Origin of the sequence: Bacillus haikouensis (assembly GCF_013179555.1) — a bacterium.
In the GTDB taxonomy this organism is placed as follows: Bacteria; Bacillota; Bacilli; order Bacillales; family Bacillaceae_B; genus Rossellomorea; species Rossellomorea haikouensis_A.
Genome location: NZ_JABMCR010000502.1, coordinates 1 through 1641, shown reverse-complemented (window position 1 = coordinate 1641; position 1641 = coordinate 1). Strand labels below are relative to the sequence as shown.

Annotated in this window: 2 protein-coding genes; one reads left to right on the top strand and one right to left on the bottom strand. The window is 40.7% G+C overall.

Annotated elements, in window-relative coordinates; all coding sequences use genetic code 11:
- The coding region (locus tag HP456_RS23695) for a PhoH family protein (protein ID WP_172255597.1) at positions 1–779 on the top strand (779 nt) is incomplete at its 5' end.
- A gap of 121 nt (positions 780–900) precedes the next feature.
- On the opposite strand, the gene HP456_RS23690 is transcribed toward HP456_RS23695, so the two are convergent.
- Positions 901–1398, bottom strand: a complete 498-nt coding sequence (locus HP456_RS23690; RefSeq protein ID WP_172255595.1) for a peptidyl-prolyl cis-trans isomerase — start codon at positions 1396–1398, stop codon at positions 901–903.
- Positions 1399–1641: the final 243 nt, after the last annotated feature.

Here is a 1641-nt window from a genome sequence, read left to right as displayed (position 1 = left end):
AAGAAATTACGAAACAGCGATTTTATTCACATGAATTCATCATTATGAAAGATGTTTTGGGAAGTTCTGCTTCAGCGCTCGGTATGGTTGACGGATCCGGATTGAAAGTGAAGAAATTAGTATATGATCATGACCATATGTGGGGGATCAAAGCAAGAAACGTCCAGCAGACAATGGCGACAGAACTGCTTCTCCGTGACGATATCTCCCTTGTGACGATGATTGGAAAGGCAGGAACCGGTAAGACGCTTCTTGCACTTGCTGCCGGTCTGCTGCAAACTGAGGATTTTCATAAATTCAACAAGCTTCTGGTAGCACGGCCAATTGTACCTGTCGGAAAAGACATTGGTTATCTGCCAGGGGAAAAACAGGAAAAACTGAGACCTTGGATGCAGCCGATTTATGATAATCTCGAATATTTGTTCAATGTGAAGAAACCTGGTGAACTGGACGATATATTAGCAGGGATGGCATCTATAGAAGTAGAAGCACTCACCTATATTAGAGGAAGAAGTATTCCTGATCAGTTTATCATAATCGACGAAGCGCAAAATCTTACGAAACATGAAGTGAAAACCATCCTGACCCGTGTAGGGGAGAGAAGTAAAATCGTCTTGATGGGTGATCCAGCCCAGATCGACCACCCTTACCTGGATGAATATAATAACGGGTTGACGTATGTAGTAGAAAAGTTCAAGGAACAATCAATAGCGGGGCACGTCAAATTGATGAAAGGGGAACGGTCGGGTCTTGCTCAGCTGGCAGCAGACCTCTTATAATAAAAGCGTATTCTCCCGGCAGTGCAAGCCGGAAGGAAAATAAATACATTTATACCATATGAAAAAACCGGAGCAGGGGTTCCTGCACCGGTTTAATTATTTTATGTAGAAAATAAAGGTACTATTCCAGACGGAATGCCTTAACATGTCTTATCGGCTCATTCTTATTCGAACCGTCTTTGAAAAGAATGTGGACTGGCCCATCTTCTTTTAGTGGTTTTCCGTTATGCGAAAACCGCATTAGTAATTCATCTGCTTCGTCAAGCCCGAACCTAATTTCGCCGGTGTCAGTTTCAACAATGATGGAAGAAGCAGTTTCAAGCGGTTCTGCATTTTTAAGAAATGGAGAAAAAGGCATGGCGAAAGTACCTGTTAGTACCTTTTCCTTTTCATATTTCTTTTCTGTTTTTAAAGTAGGCGGATATGTTGCACCTTCCTGGATTTCACGGGACCAGTGTTTCGAAACCGCCTTTGTATATTCTTCAAGCTCGTCTTTTATAATGCTTCCTTCTTCAAAAAAAGTAGTCAAATCAATCTTTCTGTCATCAAAAATCCATACTCCGGAATCCAATGTGATGACAAACTTTACTTTACCTTTAATCGGTACGATGCTTTCCACTGAAGATTCCTCCTTTTCAATAGTACTAGTATATCGGTTAAGAAAGGTTTTGTCACACAATTTCATGAAAGCATTTGCACTGTTTTCATTTATTGAAAATAGGGAAACTTACAATAGTGAGTAAAGGAGTGAAAAGCAAATGTCGAGTCATACCCTATTGGAAGAATTAGTTGAAATCGCCAGGCCATTTGCCTCATATGGTAAAGTGGCAAATTATATTCCTGCACTAAGTGACCAAAATCC